Origin of the sequence: Micromonospora sp. ALFpr18c (genome assembly GCF_008868155.1) — a bacterium.
In the GTDB taxonomy this organism is placed as follows: domain Bacteria; phylum Actinomycetota; class Actinomycetes; order Mycobacteriales; family Micromonosporaceae; genus Micromonospora.
This window is the reverse complement of the sequence record NZ_WBKR01000011.1, coordinates 24145-44405: the sequence shown is the minus strand read 5'-3', so window position 1 is coordinate 44405 and position 20261 is coordinate 24145. Positions and strand designations below refer to the sequence as shown.

20 protein-coding genes are annotated in these 20261 nt (G+C 71.5%); 9 read left to right on the top strand and 11 right to left on the bottom strand.

Annotated features, from left to right (window positions below; all coding sequences use genetic code 11):
• The first annotated feature begins 171 nt into the window (after positions 1-171).
• From F8271_RS04390 to F8271_RS04380, 4 genes are read left to right on the top strand one after another with little or no spacing between them, the layout of a single operon-like run.
• Positions 172-936: a hypothetical protein gene (locus F8271_RS04390; protein ID WP_151488346.1), complete on the top strand. Its 765-nt coding sequence runs from the start codon at positions 172-174 to the stop codon at positions 934-936.
• Positions 933-1175 carry a hypothetical protein gene (locus F8271_RS32180; RefSeq protein WP_192580133.1) on the top strand — a complete coding sequence of 81 codons (243 nt, stop codon included), beginning with the start codon at positions 933-935 and terminating at the stop codon, positions 1173-1175. Before F8271_RS04390 ends, F8271_RS32180 begins: the two co-directional genes overlap by 4 nt.
• Before the next feature lie 5 nt (positions 1176-1180).
• On the top strand, positions 1181-2083 hold the full coding sequence (locus F8271_RS04385; RefSeq protein WP_192580132.1) for a 7-cyano-7-deazaguanine synthase: 903 nt from the start codon (positions 1181-1183) through the stop codon (positions 2081-2083).
• 19 nt (positions 2084-2102) lie between these two features.
• Positions 2103-3248: a site-2 protease family protein gene (locus F8271_RS04380; RefSeq protein ID WP_151488344.1), complete on the top strand. Its 1146-nt coding sequence runs from the start codon at positions 2103-2105 to the stop codon at positions 3246-3248.
• Here the strand turns inward: F8271_RS04380 and F8271_RS04375 are convergent.
• Positions 3233-4510 carry an FAD-binding protein gene (locus F8271_RS04375; RefSeq protein WP_192580131.1) on the bottom strand — a complete coding sequence of 426 codons (1278 nt, stop codon included), beginning with the start codon at positions 4508-4510 and terminating at the stop codon, positions 3233-3235. The genes F8271_RS04380 and F8271_RS04375 overlap by 16 nt on opposite strands.
• Positions 4507-5277, bottom strand: coding sequence for a hypothetical protein (locus F8271_RS04370; RefSeq protein ID WP_151488343.1), 771 nt, complete (start codon positions 5275-5277; stop codon positions 4507-4509). The genes F8271_RS04375 and F8271_RS04370 overlap by 4 nt, the downstream gene beginning before the upstream one ends.
• Positions 5278-5378: 101 nt before the next feature.
• Here F8271_RS04370 and F8271_RS04365 point away from each other — a divergent pair, with 101 nt between their 5' ends.
• The gene (locus F8271_RS04365) at positions 5379-5792 is read left to right on the top strand and encodes a hypothetical protein (RefSeq protein WP_151488342.1); all 414 of its coding nucleotides are present in this window, start codon (positions 5379-5381) and stop codon (positions 5790-5792) included.
• 14 nt (positions 5793-5806) lie between these two features.
• On the opposite strand, the gene F8271_RS04360 is transcribed toward F8271_RS04365, so the two are convergent.
• From F8271_RS04360 to F8271_RS04345, 4 genes are all read right to left on the bottom strand, one after another.
• Complete coding sequence (locus F8271_RS04360) at positions 5807-6736, bottom strand: LLM class F420-dependent oxidoreductase (RefSeq protein WP_151488341.1); 930 nt, start codon at positions 6734-6736, stop codon at positions 5807-5809.
• Between the two features lie 132 nt (positions 6737-6868).
• Entirely contained in the window at positions 6869-7903 is a 1035-nt protein-coding gene (locus F8271_RS04355) for a hypothetical protein (RefSeq protein ID WP_151488340.1), read from the bottom strand.
• A complete protein-coding gene (locus F8271_RS04350; protein ID WP_151488339.1) occupies positions 7903-8172 on the bottom strand; it encodes a hypothetical protein in 270 nt (89 codons plus the stop codon). The genes F8271_RS04355 and F8271_RS04350 overlap by 1 nt, the downstream gene beginning before the upstream one ends.
• Positions 8173-8600: 428 nt before the next feature.
• Positions 8601-12152 carry a S8 family serine peptidase gene (locus tag F8271_RS04345; protein ID WP_225854156.1) on the bottom strand — a complete coding sequence of 1184 codons (3552 nt, stop codon included), beginning with the start codon at positions 12150-12152 and terminating at the stop codon, positions 8601-8603.
• Between the two features lie 137 nt (positions 12153-12289).
• Here F8271_RS04345 and sigJ point away from each other — a divergent pair, with 137 nt between their 5' ends.
• A complete protein-coding gene (gene sigJ, locus F8271_RS04340) occupies positions 12290-13234 on the top strand; it encodes an RNA polymerase sigma factor SigJ (RefSeq protein ID WP_151488338.1) in 945 nt (314 codons plus the stop codon).
• Positions 13235-13317: 83 nt separating this feature from the next.
• Positions 13318-14505, top strand: a complete 1188-nt coding sequence (locus F8271_RS04335) for an NAD(P)/FAD-dependent oxidoreductase (protein ID WP_151488327.1) — start codon at positions 13318-13320, stop codon at positions 14503-14505.
• 9 nt (positions 14506-14514) lie between these two features.
• Here F8271_RS04335 and F8271_RS04330 read toward each other — a convergent pair whose 3' ends face one another.
• Positions 14515-15405 carry an NmrA family NAD(P)-binding protein gene (locus F8271_RS04330; protein WP_151488318.1) on the bottom strand — a complete coding sequence of 297 codons (891 nt, stop codon included), beginning with the start codon at positions 15403-15405 and terminating at the stop codon, positions 14515-14517.
• Between the two features lie 86 nt (positions 15406-15491).
• Here F8271_RS04330 and F8271_RS04325 point away from each other — a divergent pair, with 86 nt between their 5' ends.
• Positions 15492-16031, top strand: a complete 540-nt coding sequence (locus F8271_RS04325) for a TetR/AcrR family transcriptional regulator (RefSeq protein ID WP_151488311.1) — start codon at positions 15492-15494, stop codon at positions 16029-16031.
• Positions 16032-16449: 418 nt separating this feature from the next.
• On the opposite strand, the gene F8271_RS04320 is transcribed toward F8271_RS04325, so the two are convergent.
• Entirely contained in the window at positions 16450-17622 is a 1173-nt protein-coding gene (locus tag F8271_RS04320) for a serine hydrolase (protein WP_151488307.1), read from the bottom strand.
• A 135-nt stretch (positions 17623-17757) separates the two neighbouring features.
• Positions 17758-17937, bottom strand: coding sequence for a hypothetical protein (locus F8271_RS32175; RefSeq protein WP_192580136.1), 180 nt, complete (start codon positions 17935-17937; stop codon positions 17758-17760).
• 40 nt (positions 17938-17977) lie between these two features.
• Between F8271_RS32175 and F8271_RS04315 the strand changes: the two genes are divergently transcribed.
• The gene (locus F8271_RS04315; protein ID WP_255473640.1) at positions 17978-18466 is read left to right on the top strand and encodes a helix-turn-helix domain-containing protein; all 489 of its coding nucleotides are present in this window, start codon (positions 17978-17980) and stop codon (positions 18464-18466) included.
• Positions 18467-18529: 63 nt separating this feature from the next.
• Here F8271_RS04315 and F8271_RS04310 read toward each other — a convergent pair whose 3' ends face one another.
• Both F8271_RS04310 and F8271_RS04305 read right to left on the bottom strand, forming a co-directional pair.
• Positions 18530-19408 (bottom strand): hypothetical protein, encoded by an 879-nt coding sequence (locus F8271_RS04310; RefSeq protein ID WP_151488294.1) that lies wholly within the window; start codon positions 19406-19408, stop codon positions 18530-18532.
• 44 nt (positions 19409-19452) lie between these two features.
• Positions 19453-20172: a hypothetical protein gene (locus tag F8271_RS04305; RefSeq protein ID WP_151488285.1), complete on the bottom strand. Its 720-nt coding sequence runs from the start codon at positions 20170-20172 to the stop codon at positions 19453-19455.
• Positions 20173-20261 lie beyond the last annotated feature (89 nt).

Below are 20261 nucleotides of genomic sequence, written 5' to 3'. Positions count from 1 at the left end.
GCCGATCCTTCCACCCCGGCCGTCGATGTTCCGGCTCAGTCTGCGCACTTTACCGTTTCGACGCCTGATCAGCGGAGACCACCGCTCCGCGCACTTAGTGCAGCTAGCCAAACACCGTCTGTATCAATAGACTTCGCTCGACGTCCTTCCCAACCCCTCCGGGAGGTCGCCATGGGCACCTCGACCCGTCTATCAGGTCCGAAGAACGGCAGCTGGACTGCCGCCAAAAGCCGCCTGCGCACCTGGACGCCTGACGCCACCAGCCGTCCTGACCAGCTACTCCGGCATGACCAACAGCGCGCCGAGGCGATCGCGGCCCAGTACCAGCGAGCGTTGCGAGACGCCCTGAACGCAGATCCGGAGGCGTTCGGCATTCGTGCGGCAGCCGAGCAGGCCGGCGGACGGCTGATTGAGCTGCTCGATGACCTCGGGCGAGCGGATCTTTCGCTGGTGGGGGACTTGGCCGCGGGGGATGACGCCGACGAGGTCGTCCGGCGGTTCGTCGGCCAGGTCGCCGGCGATGGGCAACTCATCGTGGACGCCGCCGTCCGCCGGGCCGCGCGACGCGTCGCGGAACACCTCGTGACGCAGGACGGACCGCTCGTCGATCCTGGCCGCCCAAAGCCGGTCACCGGCGAGCTGTTCTGCGCGTTGTATCGGGCGTTCTTCGGTGAGGTGGTCGGCGAGTTCGTACACATTCTCATCGCGGAGAACGTCAAGATCGCCGTGCCGGCGCTGGTCATCCTCGACCCGACCGATGTGGTGGCTGGCTTCGTTGCCGATCAGGTCGTCAGGGTCCTGCCCAACCCCTGCGCCGAAGCGGTCGACCGTGGGCCCGAGCCACCACGGCTCGCCGACGTCGCCAAGGACCTGCTGACCACCACCGTGACTGAAGCCCTAGGGCTCGGCAACAGCGGGCTGGAGCTGGCGGCGTGAGCCGGGCAAGCTTCGCGTATCACTACGCAGCCCGGGGCGGAGTGTCCACCGATCGGAAGCGGGAGACCATCGGATGGCCGCTGCTTGAGCACGCCGACCAGCGTTTGCAGACATTGGCCGAGGTGCCCCAGGACCGCCCGGACTGGGCGCAGGACCTGCTGCAGATCGCCCGAGCCGTGTACCTGGCCGACAAGCTGTCGCTGCGCGATTGCGCCGCCGGACCACCTATCCCGAGGTAGGAGAGGTGGCCCTGTTCTCCGGAGGGCTCGATTCCACCGCCTGGGCAGCAGAGCGCGCCAAGGTCGCGGCCGGCCCCCTCCTGCTCGTCTCCTATTTCGAACCCCAGTGGGCCAGCCAGCAGGACCAGACTCTCCGCGCGATCGAGAGCTCGGCCTGTCGCGACATCGAGCAGCTCAAGGCGTCGCAGCAGGTCCGTCTCACCAGGAAGCTGGAAAAATCTGCGCGTACCCGCGGGCTGCTCTATCTCGCCACCGCCATCTACCTCGCTGCCGCCCACGGGGTGCCACAGGTGGTCGTACCGGAGAACGGGCAGCTCGCCGTCAATCCCCCGCTCACACCGGCCCGGGTAGCCGCCTGCTCCACGAAATCTGTACATCCCGGGACACTGCACCTGCTCAACTCGTTGATCGACGCTCTCGGTGGCGGGGTGACCGTCGTCAACCCGTACCTGAACCTGACCAAGGGAGAGGTTTGCCAGCAGGCCCTGGACGCTGGTCTGGCCCCGGCGACCCTCACCCACGCCACCATCAGCTGTGGGCACCCACCTCGGGACCGACCGGGTGCCGAGCACTACCACTGCGGGACCTGTTACCCCTGTCTGGTACGCCATTCCGGTCTGCTTGCCGCACTGGGAACCGACAGCACCCCGTACAAGACGGATGTCTGGAAGTTAGGCGACCGGGAGAAGGCTGCCGTCGATCGACGGGCGCTGCACCGGTGGTTGTGCCGCCCTATCTCCGTTCGAGACCTGACGACCGACACGCCGTTGCCGGACACCGTCAAACCCGGGCCGCTGCTAAGGGTGGTGGAGCGCGGTCGGACGGAACTTGCGCAGATGTTCGCTCGGCACGGCCAACCGATCACATCCACCAAGACGCCGCCTCGTCGACTGGCATGGGCAGGCTAACGAGGGGTAAGAGCCGGGGATGAGGGCGAGTTTCCGGCTTGGCCGGATCGCGGGTGTGCCGATCGGGGTCAACTGGAGCGTTCTGGTCATCTTCGCGCTGATCGCGTGGGGGCTGGCCGCCAACCAGTTCCCCCGCTCGTACCCCGATCGGTCACCGGTGGCGTACGCCCTCGCGGGCCTGGCCGCGGCGGTGGTCTTCTTCGTCGGTCTGCTCGCCCACGAGGTGTCGCACGCGGTGGTGGCGAAGCGCAACGGGCTGGAGGTCGACGGCATCACGCTGTGGTTGTTCGGCGGGGTGGCCGAGCTGCGGGGCGAGCCGCGCGACCCGGGCGCGGAGCTGCGGATCGCCGGCGTCGGCCCGCTGGTCAGTCTGCTGATCGGGGCGTTCTTCGGTGCCATCGCGGTGCTGTTGGCGCTGGTCGGGCCCGGCGGGCTGCTCTTCGGGGCGGTGGCGTGGCTGGCCGGCATCAACGTGCTGCTGGCCGTCTTCAACGTACTGCCGGCCGCGCCGCTGGACGGCGGTCGGTTGCTGCGCGCCGCCGTCTGGAAGGCCACCGGTGACCGGACTCGTGCGTCCGTGGTCGCGGCCCGCGCCGGTTGGGTGCTGGGGGTGCTGCTGATCGGCCTCGGGCTGTGGCAGTTCCTGTCCGGGGTCGGGTTCGGTGGGCTCTGGCTGGCGCTGATCGGCTGGTTCCTGATCGGCGCCGCCGGGATGGAGGAGCGGCAGGCCCGCACCGGCAGCGCGTTGCGGGGCATCCGGGTCGGCGAGGTGATGACGCCGCAGCCGCAGACCGCGTCGGCGGAGATGACGGTGGCCGACTTCGTCGACCACTACCTGTTCGCGTACCGGCATTCGGCACTGCCCCTGACCGAGGAGGGCCGGCCGACCGGCCTGGTCACCCTGGACCGGGTGCGGGGCGTACCGGCCGACCGGCGGGCGTCGACCAGCCTGGCCGAGGTGGCGTGCCGGGCCGACCAACTGGTCCTCGCCCAGCTCGGGGAGGAGCTGAACGACCTGCTCCCCCGGCTCAGCGAGTGCGCCGACGGCCGCGCCCTCGTGGTGGACGACGACGGCCGTCTGGCCGGCATCGTCTCCCCCAGCGACATCAGCCGCGCCGTCCAGCGCGGCACCCTGCGCACCCCGGCCGGTCAGCGCGGGAAGTAGCGGTCCAGCAGGTCGGTGCGGAACTTTCCGGTCGGATCCAGGTGGGTCAGCAGGGCCGTGGCGTCGTCGTACCTCGGGTAGCGGGCGGCCAGCTCCGCCGGGTCGGTGACGAAGACCTTGCCCCAGTGCGGGCGGGGCGCGAACGGTGCCAGGCGCTCCTCGACGGCGGCCAGGACCGGCAGCACCGCGGTGGCGTCGTCGATCCAGGTGAAGTGCACGACGAAGCTGTCCCGCCGGTGGTTCGGGCTGAGCCACAGCTCGTCCGCCGCGACCGTCCGCAGCTCACACACCTGCAACACCTCGGCGATCAGGTGCGCCACGTCGTCCAACGCGGCCAGCGCCTCGATCGCCGCCGAGCGGGGCAGGTGGTACTCGGACTGGAGCTCGTCGCCGCTGCTCGGGGTGAAGCCGAGCTTGAAGTGCGGCAGTCGTTCGTGCCACGGGCCCGGCGCGCCGAGCTGCGGGGTGCAGTTCTCCGCCGGCATCCCGAGCACCGGGTGCCGGGGCTCGTTCGCGGCCGTGGTGCCCAACCAGTCCGCCTCCGGCGGCGGCTGGTCCACCACCTGCTTGCGCCACACCTCCCGCAGTCGCGGCGTACGCCAGTCGGTGAAGACACTCACGCTGTACGCCGAGCCGAGCGCCTCGTCCAGCGCCTCGCGGGCCAGGTCGAGGCGGACGTACTGGCGCAGCTCGAAGGTCGGCACCACGTCCAGGGTGACCCGGGTGACCAGGCCGAGCGCGCCGAGCCCGACCACCATGCCGGCGAACGTGTCCCCGTCGGTGTCGCGGTCCACCCGGAGCAACTCGCCGTCGGCGGTGACCAGCTCCAGCGCGGCGACGGAGGTCGCCAGGTTGCCGTGGGTCTGGCCGGAGCCGTGGGTGGCGGTGGCCACCGCGCCGGCCACCGAGATGTGCGGCAGCGAGGCGAGGTTCGCCAGCGCGTACCCCTGGGTGTGCAGGTGTCGGGCAACGTCGCCGTAGCGCAGCGCGCCGGCGACGGTGACCCGCCCGCGCTCCGGGTCCACCTCGATCCGCGGGGGCAGACCGGCCAGGGTGACGAGGTCGCCGTCGGTGTCGCCGAAGCGGTTGAAGGAGTGCCCGGTGCCGACCGCCCGGATCCGGTCGCTGCCGGCGACGAGCCGGCGCAGCTCGTCGGTGGACGTGGGCCGGTGGAACGCCCGCGCGGAGTAGCGCACGTTGCCGGCCCAGTTGCGGCGTGGCACGTCCACGGCCGGCTGGCCGCTTCGGTCTTGCGCGATCATGTGGCGGTCTCCCGATCGGTGGACTGGTGGTCGGCCAACGCGGCGACGAGGGCGTCCAGAGCGGCCTCGGTCGCCAGCGTGCCGTACCCCCGCTGGGCGACCGGCAGGCCGGCGGCGCGGAGGCGTTCGATCTCGCCGCGCGCCGCCTGCCGGGTCTGCGCGTCGCCGGACACCAGGGCGTCCTGGCCGCGCCGGATCAACCGGTCGACCTGGTCCATCCGGTAGCCGCGCAGGCCGGTGGGGAGGTCCGGGTCGGCGAAGGCGGCGCGGCGCAACGCGGGCAGATCCACGAAACGGTCGCCGGCGTAGCGGGTGAGCGCGGCCGACACCTGCTCGGGTTGCTCGCGGACCTGGTCGAGGACGAGCAACTCGATGGCGGGCCGGCCGTCGATCGGATGGCGGGCGGTCACCGGCTCGAGCGGCACGTCCGGCGCGGGCACCAGCAGCAGCCGGGGCGGCTCCGGACGGCCGTCGCGCCGGGGCGGCTCGTCGAGGACCACGGCGTCGACCTCGGCCCACCGGATCGACCGGCGCAGGCCGGGCCGGCGGATGGTGAGCCCGTCCGCGCCGATCCCGAACCGGAACGGCCGCAACGCGCTGACCAGCGCGACGACACCGAGGGCGATGGCACCGACCGCGATGATCGTCCGTAGCAGCGCCCCGTCGCGGGGCAGGGCCAGCAGAACCACCCCACCGAGTACGCAGACCAGGGCGAGCACCAGGGCGCCCCGACTCCGGCGCAGTTCCACGCTCGGACCCCCGTTCATGACCGTGGCGTCGGTCCCCGCATCCTCCGACAGACCGGGCGCCACGGACACCGGACGATCGGGCACGGTTGTTCTCGCCATCGTCGGGGAACCCTACGCCCATGAGCAGCTACCGCGATCCGGCCCCACGGGGCGACGTCTTCCCCTGCGAGGAGGAGCTGGACCCGACCGGCAGCGGGATCGAGCAGGCCAGCGCGCCGCCGGCCGAGGCGAGCCATCCGTCGCCCACGCCCGGCCCCCGCCCCACACCGGCGCCCGCCCCGGCGCCGACGCCGGCACCGTCGCCCGGGCCGCCGCCGCGCGCCGCCGGGGCACAGTCCATCGTGACCCGGCATCTGGACGGTTCGGTGGAGGTGGTCACCGATCTCGACGGCGACGGCGTCGCCGACATCGTCCAGATCGACGTGGACGGCGACGGGGTCCCGGACATCACCTACGTGGACAGTGACCGCGACGGCCGGCTCGACACCGGGCTGGGCGACCCGGGCGCGGTCGGCGCCCACCGGGGCGCCTGACCGGCCGGTCCGTCTCAGAGCTTCGCCATCACCTCGCTGGCCACCAGCTCAAGGTGCTCCAGGTCGGACAGGTCCAGCACCTGGAGGTAGATGCGCTGGCTGCCGGCCTGCGCGTACCGGCCGACGGTGTCGAGCACCTCGGCGGGCGTACCGGCGAGGCCGTTGGCGCGCAGCTCGTCCGGTTCGCGCCCGATGGCGGCAGCCCGGCGGGCCACCTCGGCGTCGTCGCGCCCGCAGCAGAGCACCAGCGCGTTGGACCAGGTCATCTCGGCCGGGTCGCGCCCGACCTCGGTGCACGCGGCGCGGACCCGGTCGAACTGCGCGACCGTGTCCGGCACGGACGCGAACGGCAGGTTGAACTCGTCGGCGTAGCGGGCGGCCAGCCGAGGGGTGCGCCTCGGACCCATCCCGCCGAGCAGGATCGGCGGGCGGGGCTGCTGCACCGGCTTGGGCAGGGCCGGCGAGTCGACGATCGGGTAGTACCGGCCGTCGTAGGTGAACCGCTCCCCCGCCGGCGTGGACCAGAGACCGGTGATGACGGCGAGCTGCTCCTCCAGGCGGTCGAACCGCTCACCCAGCGCCGGGAACGGGATGCCGTACGCGGTGTGCTCGTCGGCGTACCAGCCGGTGCCGATGCCCAGCTCGACCCGGCCGCCGCTCATCTGGTCGACCTGCGCCACGGTGATCGCGAGAGGGCCGGGCAGCCGGAAGGTGGCGGCGGTCATCAGCGTGCCGAGCCGGATCCGGCTGGTGTCGCGGGCCAGGCCGGCCAGCGTGGTCCAGGCGTCGGTGGGGCCGGGTTCGCCGCTGGCGTCGCCCATCCTGAGGTAGTGGTCGGAGCGGAAGAACGCTCCGTACCCGGCGTCCTCGGCGCACCGGGCCACCGCGAGCAACTGGTCGTAGCTGGCGCCCTGCTGGGGTTCGGTGAAGATCCGCAGTTCCATGATCCCGAGCATAGGTCGCGGATCGGCTGTGCCGGCTCACCCTGCGAGCTGCGCGACACGTACACCGAACGGCTCGGCGGGGTGTGAGCCCGCGGCCCGGCGGCCCCGGTGACCCGGGGCCGCCGGGATCCCTCAGATGAACGGTCGGGTGCCGTACGCGCTGTGCAACGCGGCCAGCCCGGCCTCCTTGGGCGAGAGAGTGCCCCACCCGGAGTTGAAGTAGTTGGTCTGGGTGATCCGTGGCCCACGCTCGGCGTTGAGCTGCGCGATGGCCGCCGGGACGGTGGCGATCCAGCCCGACTGGTTCGGGATCTCAGCCGAGCGCACCCCCCACTCGGCGATGATCACCCGACGGGACAGCGCCACCGGGCCGAGGTCGGCCACCGCCCAGTCCTTCGTACGCCGGAAGCGGCCCAACGCCGTGTGGCTCGCGTCGGTGGCGTAGACGTTCCACTGGAGGAAGTCCAGGCGCGACATCAGCGACTCCGGGTGGGTGCGCTGGAAACAGGCCCGGTCGAAGCCGCCGACTCCGACCGAGAAGGTGGTCCCGGCGGGCAACGTCCGGGCCTTGAACCAGGTGAGGATGTAGTTGATGGCCTGCACCGCCCGCCAGTCGGACCCTTCCCAGGTGTACGCCTTGCCGGCCTCGGTGGTGCCGAACTCGTGGTCGGTGTCCAGCTCGGAGGCGATCTGGATGTTCACCCCGAAGCCGAGCGTCCGGTACTGCGACAGGGCACGGGCGAACAGCCCGTCACACTGACCGTCGACGACCTGGTTGTATCCGTACGCCTTCGGCCAGGTGGTGCCGGGGCGCTGCTGGATGGTCATCGACGGCGCCGGCACCGTGTAGCTGGTGCCGTCCACGGTGAAGGTCTGCGGCCCGCTCGGAGCGCCGTAGTGCTTCAACTCCAGGACCATGTTCATCTGCACGCCGGCCTTGCCCAGGTTGATCAGCCACGGCCGGTTGTAGCCGGGGAAGATGTATCCGTCTGCGAAGCTGCGGTACTGGGTGAGCGAGCGGAAGTTCCCGCCGGCCATGTCGGCGCTCGGGTCGGCACCCCCGGAGAGGTAGTAGCCGCCGAGCACCGACTGACGCAGCTCGTAGTCGGCGGTGGCGGTCGCGGTGTGTCCGGCGACGTCACGGACCTGGACGGTGACGCGGGGCATCACGCCACCGCCCGGTAGACGGCGACGGCGCCGTTGTCGGAGACCCGGTTCCAGGTACGCCCGGAGTCGTCGCTGACGGTCACGGTGAGCGGGTCGATGATTGCGGTGACCTTGACCGGCGCGCTGCTGTTGCCCTGCGCGTCGGCGACCACGAGGGTGATGGTCAACGGTTTGGTGTCGGCGTCGGAGTAGGTGATCGTCAGCAGCATCTGCTCACCCGGTTCGTACGCGGGTGCGTTGAGAGCTGCGGTCGCGATGGGACTGGCCATGTCGGACCCTCTCTGTTCGGGTCCCGCCGTGGGTCGGGCGTACGGAAGCGACACCGACTCCACGCGGAGTCCTCGGTGGCGAAAGACCGGCGGGCGCGAAAGCGGCGCCTGACTGCCGGCGGTGAATGACGTCCTTGTCCCGGTGGGCGATACACCGCTGCGGGCGCCCGTAGCGGTGGGCGGGGTGGGCGGGGAGGCACCGGCGCGGACGATGCTGTCCGCGTCGGGCCGGAGGAATGGGATGTAGCCCGACATCCGTCCGCCTCTTCCCCTGCCCCAACAGTGCTCCACCAGGGGCTTTACCGTCTTGTCCGGTTCGCGACAGTGCTGCCGACTTGCCCATCAATAGGGCGGACTGCGGACCGGGTCGGCGGCCCGGACGGCCGCGGTTGGTCCCGGCCCGGCCGGAGGGCCGGGCCGGGACCATCTCAGCGGACGCCGAACGCGCGGATCACCGTCTGGGTGACGGAGCCGTGCTTCGCGGCGTCGGTGGCGGTCGCCCGGACGCTGACGAACCGGGCCGACCTCGGGGCGTCGAGCGTGCCGGAGCGGTCGAGCTTCCGCCACGTGCGACCGTCGTCGTAGGACACCTCGACGCGGGTCGCCGAGCCCAGCGGCCTGCCGTCGATCCGGCTCGCGGTGACCCCGAGCCGGGCATGCCGCGACGCCACACCGGACCGGCTGGTCGCCACCTGGTAGTCGAGTTGCACCAGGTCGAACGGAACGGACTCCACGTGCTCCAGGTCCGGTGCCGGGGAGTGGAAGGCCCACTCGGTGTCCGTGCGGGTGCTGTACGGCGTCACGCTGCCGTCGTGGGAGGTCTGCACGACCATCCGCAGGGACTTCGCCGCCGTACCGACCTCGGCGATCAGGATGTCCCCGTCGGCCCTGCCGAGTTCGGTGCCGCCGTCGTGGAGCGCGATGGTCTGGGTCGCACCCCCGGCCAGGATGCCCTGGTGGTGGGGGTCGCCGTCACCGAAGGCGGGGATGCCGAAGACGCCGACGAGTTCACCGATCCGCGCCGGGGCCGGGAACGGGCCGTCGTCGAAGAGCCGGGGCCGACCGATCGGCGCGAACCAGGAGGTGGTCGTGGTGTGGCCGGTCGGGTACGAGTGCGCGTCCGACAGGATCATCATCTCGGGTGCGCCGGCCTGCTCACGCCACTCCCCACTGGACACCCAGTCGGTGCGCCGGCCCTGCACCGGGATGGGCACGATCGGCCCGACGAGGGATGAGCCGGGCCGGTCGGGGTGGGCGTCGCTGCGGGTGAGGTAACCGGCACCCGCGCTGCGGCTGCGGAAGTCCTGCTCCACGCGGGCCAGGTCGCGTTCGCGCGGCCGCCAGGTGAGGTCGGCGGGGATCGCGCCGGAGTGCCACCGGTTGAGGTCGTAGACGTAGCGCGGCTCCGGATGCGACTCCACGGTGACCGTCGACCGTCCGAGCAGGGTCAGCAGGCGCTCCCCCGGGTCGCGGGCGATGGCGGCGACCGGCAGCGGCGTACTCGGGTCGCCCACCTCCCACCAGGCGTCCAGTCGGCCCGGACCGGTGTTGACGATGAGGAGCATCGTCGCGCCGGCCCGGTGGGCGGCGTCCGCCTGCGCGATCGCGGTCGGCACGTCGACGTACCGGACGACGGCCACCTTGCCGCGGGCCGGTGCGAACGACCCGCCGGGCGGGATCAGCACCGCGCCCTGCCGGTAGACGCCCTCGGGGAGTCTCGACGAGCCGGACTGCGAGAGCAGATCGTCGAAGCGTTCACCGGCCGCGGTGAGCGACAGCATCGGCTCGGTGGAACTCCAGCGGGTGCCGAACGTGAAGGCGCCCTGGGTGACCTTGCGCCCGGTCGGCGTCGCCCAGATGCTGTCGTACTGCGGGCCCAGGACGTAGTCGTCGCCGAACGGGTACCTGCCGGGGTGCGAGCGGAACAGGTCGACCCGCAGCTGCGCGAGGCTGCTCCGCGACGGGGTCACCGCGCGGGCCTGGACGAGCGTGCGGCCGTCCAGGAGCACCTCACGGTCGCTGTCGAGGACGACCTCGGGCGCGGCCAGCACGGCGCGGCCCAACGAGTGCGGTCCATTGGCGCCCGGCACGTCGGCGTACATCCACATCGCCCACGTGCTCGCGGGGAGGCGCACCGTCAGCGTTCCGCCGGCGTCGACCTCGAAGACCCTCGGGACGGTGTCGTTCAGCACGTCCTTCATGATCAGGACGCCGCTCAGCGGCTTGCCGTCCGGACCCTTGCCGGTCACCGTGAGGTTCGCGTGCTTGGCTTCCCGGTTGAGACCCACGACGGTGCGCAGGGAGACGCCGTCCGCGCCGGTGGCGCTCACCGACCCGATCGCGTACGTGCCGTCCGGCATCGGGTCGAGCGGTGCGAGCACCGTCGCCGTGGCGGTTCCCCGCGCCGGCACGGTCACCCGCTGCTGCGGCAGCGTGAACGCCGGTCCGGTGACCGCCAGGTCGAGCGTCACCGCCCGGTCGCCCGTGTTCGTGTACGTGATCGTCTGCTCGGCCTGCTGCCCCGGCGAGTACGGCCAGCGCAGCCCGGCGAAGGTGGTGCCGGTGGCGAACACCGTGGCGTGCACGGCGGCGTCCACGTCCACGCGACCGCTTCCGGCCCATTCCAGCGGATGCCGCGGCGTCGCCTTGCTGGTGCTCATCAGCGCGTCCTTGAGGCGCGCGCCGGTCCAGTCCGGGTGGGTCGCGGCGAGCAGGGCGGCCGCGCCGGCCACGTGCGGCGTGGCCATCGAGGTACCGCTCATCGTCTGGTACGCGCCCTCGCCCGCGGCCGCGTACTGGGACCTGGCGGCCAGGATGTCGACGCCCGGCCCGGTGATGTCGGGCTTCGGCGCGTTGTCGCCGTGGCGCGGGCCACGGCTGGAGAAGACCGCGAGGCGGTCCTGCGCGTCGACCGCGCCGACGGTCAGCGCCGACGCGGCCGCACCAGGCGCGCCGACGGTCACCAGGTCCGGCCCGCTGTTGCCGGCCGCGATCACGAACAGCGTTCCGGTCTCGGCGCTGAGCCGGTCGACCGCGGCGCTGAGCGGGTCGGTTCCGTCGGTCGGAGGGCCGCCCAGGCTCATGTTGACCACCCGTGCCCCTGCGGTACGGGCCGCCCACTCCATGCCGCTGATGATCCAGGAATCCTGGCCCTCGCCCTGGTCGTTGAGCACCTTTCCGATGTGCAGGTCGGCGCCCGGCGCCACACCACGTTCGGCACCGCCCGACGCCGCGCCCGTACCGGCGATCGTGGACGCCACGTGGGTGCCGTGCCCGTGCCGGTCGGTCACCTCCTCGCCGGGAACGAAGCTGGTCGCCTCCTCGATCCGGCCGGCCAGGTCCGGGTGTTCCCGGTCGACGCCGGTGTCGAGCACCGCGACGTCCACGCCCACGCCGGTGTCCCCGCCGGCCCACACCTTCGGGGCACCGATCTGCGCGGTGCTGTCCGCCAGCGCGGCGCGCACCTTGCCGTCCAGCCAGATCCGCGAGACACCACCCCGCATCGACGTGCCCGGGGCGGCGATCGTGGACCAGAACTCCCGGGAGCGCGCCACCGTGATCGCCGCGCCGCCGATGCTCTCCAGCGGACGTACCTCGGCGGCGCTCTTCGGAAGCGCCCGGGCGCCCGCCGCGTACTCGACTATCAGCGGCAGGCGGTCGGCGTGCGCGTCGTCGTAGCCGTCGGCGATCAGCCGGGTCACGTTGAACAGGTCGGCGTCGAGCAGACCGGACGCGACGTACGGCAGCGCGGCGTCCGGGTAGGCGTACGTCTCGCCGCGGAAGGTGCTGACGCGTACCCCTGCGGTGGCCTGCACGCGGGTCACCGCCGTGCCGGTCACGCTGACCTGGTCGCCGGTGATGAGCGTGACCGTACGCGACGGCGACCCGGCGGCCGGCGCGGCCGCGGCGGCCGGTGGGACGGGCAGCGGTGTGGCCATGGTGGCGGCCGTCAGCACGGCCAGTAACGAATTGACGAGCAACGCGACTCCTGTGCGGTAGGAAACGGGTGCACCAAGGCTGCAGAGAACGCATTACGGCGAGGTCAAGGCCTGCTGGCCACGTTGCGCCATGTCCACTCGCCGACAGACGGCGGGACATCCGTGGATACTGTCGAGCCATGCCGCTGACTCCGGACGACGTCGAGGTGTTCGAGCGCTCCAGGGGCCGCCTGGAGGCGATCGCCTACCGCTTGCTGGGCTCGGCGAGCGACGCGGAGGACGCGGTGCAGGACACGTTCCTGCGCTGCCAGGCCGCCGACCGGGAACACGTCGAGACGCCCGAGGCGTGGCTGACGAGGGTGCTCACCAACCTGTGCCTCAACCAGCTCACCTCGGCACGGGCCCGGCGGGTGACCTATGTGGGCACCTGGCTGCCGGAGCCGGTCCTCGCCGGGGACCGGATGCTCGGCCCGGTCGACACGGTCGAGCAGCGGGAGTCGGTCTCGATGGCGGTGCTCACCCTCATGGAGCGGCTGTCCGCCAACGAGCGTGTGGTGTACGTGCTGCGCGAGGCCTTCGGTTACGCGCACGGCGAGATCGCCGAGATCCTCGGCCTCACCGAGTCGAACTGCCAGCAGATCTACCGGCGGGCCAGGCGGCACGTCGCCACCGACCGGGCCCGCGCCGAGGTCGACGAGGCCGCCACCCGCAAGATCGTCGCGGAGTTCCTCGCGGCGGCCAACAGTGGCGAGACGCAGCGGCTGATCGAGCTGCTGACCGACGGCGTGACGAGCGTCGGCGACGGCGGCGGCAAGATCCCGGCCCGGACCACGCCGATCTCCGGTGCGCTGGCGGTGGCGAAGTTCCTGCGCGGCCTGTTCAAGCCCAGCGGCGTCAAGCGGGACCTGGTGGGCGGCAGCCCCGCCCTCTACTCCGCGATCGTCAACGGCGGCCCGGCGGTGGTGGTCGTGATCGACGACCGGGTCGTCGGCGTCATGTCGCTGGAGGTGACGTCCGACGGCGTCGCGGCCATCCACACCCAGGTCAACCCCGACAAGCTCGAACGCGCCACCCGCCAGTGGGCCGCGTCCGAGCACGGGGAGCCGCTGCTCCACGTCTGGTGACCCAGGTCATAGCCGCCCCCTGTCAGGGATCGCGTCGCTGTCCGGTTCAGGAAGCGACCACCCACCGAGACAGGAGTGCCACCATGAAGCACCGCATCGTCGTCCTCGGGGCCGGCTACGCCGGAGCCATCGCGGCCGGACGCCTCGCCAAGCGGCTGCACCCCGACGACACCGAGATCACCGTGGTCAACGCGGAGGCCGACTTCGTCGAGCGGGTTCGCATGCACCAACTCGCCGCCGGGCAGGACCTCAAGCATCGGGCGCTGAGCGATGTCTACGCGGGCACCGGCGTCGAGGTTCGACAGGCGTGGGTCACCGCCGTCGACGCCGACCGCAGCACCGTCGCGCTGACCGACGGGCACGGCGCCGACGAGATCGCGTACGACACGTTGGTCTACGCCCTGGGCAGCGCCGCCGCGGACCACGGCGTGCCCGGTGTCGCCGAGCACGCGTACCACGTCGCCGGCCGGCCGTCGGCGCTGCGGTTGCGCGACCGCCTCGCCCGGCTCGCGGCCGGTGGGACCGTCCTCGTCGTCGGCGGGGGCCTGACCGGCATCGAGGCGGTCACCGAGATCGCGGAGGCCCGGCCGGACCTCCACGTCTCGATCGCCGCCAACGGTGGCCTGGGCGACTGGCTCAACGACAAGGCACAGCAGCACCTGCGCGGTGTCTGCGACCGGCTCGGCATCACCGTCCACGAGCACACCGACATCGCCCGCGTCGAGGCGACCGGTGCGGTCACCGCCGACGGCCGGGTGCTCCCGGCGGACGTGACGGTGTGGACGGCCGGCTTCGCCGTCCACCCCATCGCCGCCGCCACGACCCTCGCGGTCGCGGCGACCGGCCAGATCATCGTCGACGCCACGATGCGCTCCGTCTCCCACCCCGAGGTGTACGCGGTGGGCGACGCCGGACTGGCCGACGGGCCGGGTGGCAAGCCGCTGCGCATGTCCTGCGCCTCGGGCACCCCGATGGCCTGGCAGGCCGCCGACGCGATCGCCGCGCGCCTCACCGGCCGGAAGAAGATCCCGAAGGCGCCGTTGCGCTACTTCAACCAGTGCATCAGCCTCGGCCGCCGCGACGGCATCATCCAGTACGTCACCGCCGACGACCGGGCCAGGCCGTCCCTGCTCACGGGCCGGCTGGCGGCCCGCTACAAGGAGATCGTGTGCAAGGGCGCCGCCTGGAGCATCTCGCACCCGATCCCGTACCCGGTACGCCGCCACCGCATCATCGCGACCCGGTCGGAGAGGCTCACGACGATGTCGTGAGCCGTGAGGTCAGGAGAAGGTGCGCCGTGCCCAGGTACGGAAGTCGGTGGTGGGCAGGCCGAGCGACCGGGCGTTCTCCGGACGGGCCGGGCTGCCGTTCTCGTTGATCCGCTCGACCGCGTTGACCATGGCCGGGAGCAGGCCGCGCTCGACCGCCTCCTGCGGGGTGAGCACGGGCGCGGCGATCTCCCGGCCGGTGACCTCGGTGAGGATCGCCGCGACCTCGGTGATGGTGAGCAGGTCGCCGGCGAGTTCGACGTCGAGGCCGCCGAACCTTTCCGGGTCGGTGAACGCGATCGCCGCGGCTTCGCCGATGTCGTCGACGGCGATCCAGGGCAGCCGCGTGTCGGCGGCGAAGCCGGTGATGATGGTGCCGCTGGACCAGTCGCCGAAGAGGTAGGACCAGCCGACGAGGTTCTCCATGAAGGTCGAGGGCAACAGCACGGTCCAGTGCGCGAAGCCGCCGGTGCGCACCATCTCGTCGATGGATGCCTTGCTCTCCCAGTAGTGCCGGTCCCAGCGCCCTTCGGCCCAGCCCGGCTGGCTGCGGTGGAAGTCACCGGCACCGGAGACACTGCTGTGCACCACGTGCGACACACCGGCCCGGCGTGCGGCCTCGACCACGTTGCGGCCGCGGGTCAACTCGGCGTCGCCCTGCATGTTCGTCACGTCGGGGTACGGGATGGAGAAGACGCCGTCCATCCCCTCGGCCGCGGCGAGCAGCGACGCCGCATCGTCCAGGTCACCCGTGACCAGCTCGGCGCCCCGCTTGAGCAGAGCCTGGGCGTTGTCGGCGTCGGGATCGCGGACCAGGGCACGGATCGCGACCCCACGATCGAGCAGCGCGCGGGCCGTCGCCCCGCCCTGCTTGCCCGTCGCACCGATGACAAGGACAACCATGTTCGCCTCCGACAACAAGTGGGGCCTCCCCCCACTTCTCGTCGGCTACGATATGGGGGACCACCCCACTTTGGCAACGGCGGGCCATGAGAGCGGACGCACAACGCAACTACGACCTCATCGTCACGGCGGCCTCCGCGGCGATCGCCCGCGAGGGCGCCTACGCGTCGCTGGAGGAGATCGCCCGATCCGCCGGCGTGGGTTCGGCGACCCTGCACCGACACTTCCCGTCCCGCTGGTCCCTGCTCCAGGCCGTCTTCCGCACCTGCGTCCGCAACCTGGCCGCCCGCGCCGACGACCTACTGGCCGAACCGGACGCGCTCGCCGCGTTCACCACCTGGTTGCACGAGGTCACCGCGTACGCCACGACGACCCGCGGCCTGGCGGTGACGCTGCTGAACGCGCCACCCGAGGAGGACGGGACCTGCGGCGCGACGCTCACCGCGGCAGGCGAGAAGCTGCTGCGCCGAGCCACGGACCAGGGCTCCGTACGCTCGGACGTCACGATGACGGACGTGCTGACCCTCGCCAACGCGATCTCGCTCGCCGCGCAGCCGGCCGACGCGGCCAAGGCGGAGCGGCTGCTGACCCTCGCCCTGGCGGGAATTCAGCCACCCGGGCGGTAACCGCCTAGCCGGGCATCCGTGAGCTGGCTCGAATGGCCGGAGAATGCACCACCCCTCACGGGCTGCCCCGACCGCCCGTCTTACGGCTCGGAAATATGTATTTGTGTGGCCGCACCAGAGAGTCAACCTAAATGAAACTGACAACGTGATCTTCGATGGTTACGGCAATCACCGCATCGGCTCCTACGACAACGTGCTCACGTCTGCCTACATCAACCATTAGCCGCTGGCGCGGTGAGTCGTTGATGCACGGTACGTAGTGGGCGACGGATTCGAGGATCTGGTCGCGGCCCTTGGTTCAGGTTGGGGCCGAGGGTCGTCGTCTCCAGTCCTCGATCCAGTCGCCGGATGTCACTGCTTGAGCGGGCACCTTGCGCTCTCTTGTTGGTCAGCTCCCCGAGCCAACGCTCGGCCAGGTTTACTGGTCGGTGCCGCACAGCGCCGTGTCGACGCTCTTGTTCACCTCGCTCAGCATCTGCTCGCTGGTCGGTAGGCCGGTCACGGCCACGACGGCGCTCCGGCCGTCCCGGGTGGCGAGGTTGCGGGTCTCGAAGCCCTGGATGTCGCCGCCGTGACCCCAAGCGTCGCCGCCGCAGGGCAACGCGTGCCGGGCGATGCCCAGCCCGTACGCGTACTCGCCGGTCGGTTCGAAGCCGGGCGCGGGCACGGTCGCCATCATGGCCGCCTGCTGCGCCGGCTTGAGCAGCCTGCCGCCCACGAGCGCCTCGAAGAAGGTCCGCAGTTCGTCCGGGGTCGAGACCAGTTGGCCGGCGGACCAGCCCAGGGACGGGTCCATGTCGGTGACGTCCACCCACGGGGCGTCCGGAGCCACCCGGACGTGGCCGCGCGGATGGGTGCCCCGCAGGCGCTGTTCCCCGACGCCCGGCCAGTAGGTGTCGCGCAGTCCGAGCGGTGTGATGATGCGGCTGGTGATCTCCTCTCCGATCGGGCGTTCGGTGACCTGCTCGACGATGAGCCCGGCGAGGATGTAGTTGGTGTTGCTGTACTCCCACTTCGCCCCGGGCGCGAAGTGCGGGGCAGTCGTGAGTGCGGCGTCCACCAGGCGGCGCGGCTGGTAGTACGAGTGGGTCTTGTCGACGAGATCCTGCGGCTCGGTGAACAGCACGTCGTCGTAGTCGGGCAGGCCGCTCGTCTGCTGCAGGAGCTGTCGTACCGTGATCTTCCTGCCGTCGTTGCCGTTGTCACGCACGACGCCGGGCAGGTAGTGCTCGACAGTGGCGTCCAGGTCGATGCGGCCCTCGCCCACCAATTGCAGGACGACCACCGCGGTGAAGGTCTTGGTGTTGCTGCCGATGCGGACCTGGCCGTTCCGGGGAACCGGGCCGGCGGTGTAGTCGCGGACCCGCCCGTTGGTCCCCCGAACGGAGGCGAGCGCGCCGGGGAAGCCGTCCTCGCTGACCAGACGGTCCAGTCGCCGCTGGACGGCGTCCCGCGGGGCGACATGCCGGCTGGTCGCGTCGGCGGCGGACGCGGAGGGGGCGGTCACGGTGGCGACGACGACGGCCAACGCGCCGGCCGCCACCCTCCAGGTCCGGCGGCGGCGGGCGGAATCGCTCACGTTCAGGGGCATTGTCGCTCCTCGGATCGGCATCGGGCTGGACACCGTCAACGGTGCAAGAAGTCCGATACAGGGACGATCCCGCCTGCTGCCGTCCTGCGGTACAGCCTGCGCTACCCCCGGCCCGCGTGGACCCTCGGGGCGCGCTCAGTACCGGGTGGCGTTGTCTAGTCCGAACGACACCGGGCTCGGCCGGCCGTCGACCGTCGCGCCCGCGAAGGCGAGCCTCGGCGCGAGGTAGCGGTTGTTGTCGGCCGGGAAGTTCAGCGTCGGTGCCGACACCTCGTCGAGTCGTGCCGTCTGCTCCGGGGACAACCGCACGTCCACCGCGTCCAGGTTCGCCCTGAGCGGCGAGCTGCTCGACGCGGTGGTGCGGCTGCTGCGCCTGCTCGACCGTCCCGACGACCAGCGTGTGCTGTGGGCGGGGCTGGAACGCGAGCTGGTCTGGCGGTTGCTGACCGGCGAGCAACGCGGCACCGTCCGGCAGATCGGGCTGGCCGACGGCAACGTCGTGCAGATCGAGCGTGCGATCCGCTGGATCCGCGAGCACCACGCCGACCTGTTCCGTGTCGAGGACGTGGCGCGCGTCGCCGGAATGAGCGTGACCTCGCTACACCGCCACTTCCGGGCGGTCACGACGATGACGCCGATCCAGTTCCAGAAGGTGGTTCGCCTACAGCAGGCGCGGGCCCGGCTGCTGGCCGAGCCCGGTGACGTGGCGGCCGTCGGCTTCGCGGTCGGCTACGAGAGCGCGTCGCAGTTCAGTCGCGAATACCGGCGGCTGTTCGGGCTGCCGCCGGGCCAGGACGCGGCCCGCCTCTCCCGGCTCGACCCGGCGCAGCTCGCCGATGTGTGAGGGCGCATCCCGCTCCGCGCCGGCCGGGAAGATCGACGCGGAGCGGGATCGTCGGCCTACCGGCTAGAACCCGCCCCACGGCTTGGCCGCGCACTTCCAGGTCTTTCCGTCGTTGTGCGAGACGCAGACCACGACGATCTTCCCGAGGATGGGAAGCCCGAGGGTGAAGATGTGGATCCTCGTCTTCAGATAGGGGACGCCCGACTTTTCGGCGACGTCGCCCAGCGCCCATTCGGGGTCCGGTCCCTCCACTGTCGCCACCCGGCGCAGCGAGTCGACCTCCCCGCCGTCGAGGAGCGTCTCCATCTCCTCCGCCGAGGGCTCGCCGTCACCGGTCAACGTCTCCACCGCGTACGGCCCCTCGGCGGCGGCGTTGTTGGCCTTCTCGAAGGCCGCCTTCATCCCGCCTAGCGTGGTGCCGCCGCCGAGGTCCAGGGTGAGAGTCTGGTCGCCGCGACGCGACAGGACGCATTCCCAGAAGGACTTGCCCGAGGCCATGCACATGGTCAGGCACCACTCCCGGCCGTCCGGCGTGGACGAGGCGAAGAGCAGGGAGGACGTCGGGGTGTCACCCCTGCCGTCGTACACGCCGTCGGCGAGGTCGGCCATGGTCGTGTCGAGGATGTCCCGGCCGCCGGACATCGCGCCCAGGACCGTGACGCCGTCGACCTCTCTGCCGGCGACGAGCGCGTCGAGCTGGTCGACGGTGAGGTTCCGGCCACCGGTGTCGACCGCCAGCACCGTGTCCAGATCGCCGACGGGCCGGCCGGTCAGGTCCTCGAACTGGTGGAGCATGATCCCCGGAGCGCCGGGCTGGTCGGTGATCGTCGTCCGGGCCTGATCCTCGGCGGCCTGGGACGGCGCGTACGAAGCGGTCAGCCCGACGATCAGTGCCGCGGTGACGATGGTGACGCGCCTGGTGATGTCCCGCAGAGCTGTCATGCTGTCCTCATTTCGATGATCGGGTGTCGGCGGGGTCGGACGGGCTACCAGCGGCACGTGACGATGTCGCCCACGATGTTCGGGGACCCCCAGTCGCAGTGGTCGTCGATCCATTCACCGACGTCGCTGATCGTGTCCACGATCCAGGCGAACACCGACTTGATCGCGCCCCAGAGACTGAAGTAGACGACCGTCGTCTCGGGCAGCCCACCGGCCTCGTCGATGACGTCCTTCGTCGACATGGCGGCATTCGGCTTCTCGATGATGTCCAGCACGCGTACGCCGGTGTCGTCCTTGCCGGCCAGCAGTGCCTCGACCTGCTCCGGGGTCCGCTCCTTGCCGTCGTCGACCGCCACGATCGCGCGGTCGATCGTCACCGCCGGGCTGCCGGTGACGGCCCGGGCGATGGCGGCGATCTCGCCCAGCGTGAGGTCGTTGCCGAGAGCGGGGCCGGTGAATCGGCGCACCGAGACGGCGCCCGACGGATCGATCCGGATCGCGTCGGCCGCGATCAGGTCGTCCGCCCCGAACGGCTCCCAGGCAAACCTCCACTGCCCGCCGACGCAACGGAACTGGCCGTACATCCGCCCCTCGGGCTCGGTCCCGGTGCGGACGACCTCACCACGGTCGTCGACGTACTGGACGACACAGTCGGTGCCTCTGGTCGGCGGTTCGTCGGTCTGGGCCACGGCGGCGGAGGACATGGCCAGCACCGTCCCGCTGACCACCCCGATCACCGCGAGGCGGCGTGCCAAGCGACTCATCGAACGCTCCATTCCTCGAAGGAACCTGGTGCCCGAAGAGTGCCGGGGTGCGCTGAAGCGGCCCGGAAACCGCGCTGAAAGCGGGGAGC